Annotated in this window: 1 protein-coding gene; it reads left to right on the top strand. The window is 58.7% G+C overall.

Annotated elements, in window-relative coordinates; genetic code table 11:
- The coding region (locus FE394_RS20185; protein WP_319927933.1) for a condensation domain-containing protein at positions 1–419 on the top strand (419 nt) is incomplete at both ends.

Below are 419 nucleotides of genomic sequence, written 5' to 3'. Positions count from 1 at the left end.
GGCTGGCGGCTTGATGTGCGCAGTGTCTTCTCTGCGCCTGTACTCACTGACATGGCGCAGGCTATTCGGGCGAATCAGGGGGAAGCCGCCTTTATTGTGCCGCCTAATCGTATTCCTGACGGCTGCACGGCGCTCACTCCTGAGATGCTGCCACTGGTCACCCTGTCCCAGACAGAAATCGACACCATTGCCGGCACCGTGGCGGGCGGGGCAGCCAATGTGCAGGACATCTATCCGCTCGCGCCGCTACAGGAGGGCATTCTGTTCCATCACCGGTTGCAAGAGCAAGGCGATGCTTATCTGTTGCACCATGTCATTGCCTTCGATACCCGGAAACACCTTGACGCCTTCACGGCTGCATTACAAACGGTCATCGACCGCCATGATATCCTGCGCACTGCTGTCTGCTGGCAGGGATT

The organism is Xenorhabdus littoralis (genome assembly GCF_033949345.1).
In the GTDB taxonomy this organism is placed as follows: Bacteria; Pseudomonadota; Gammaproteobacteria; order Enterobacterales; family Enterobacteriaceae; genus Xenorhabdus; species Xenorhabdus littoralis.
This window is presented reverse-complemented; position numbering and strand designations above follow the sequence as displayed.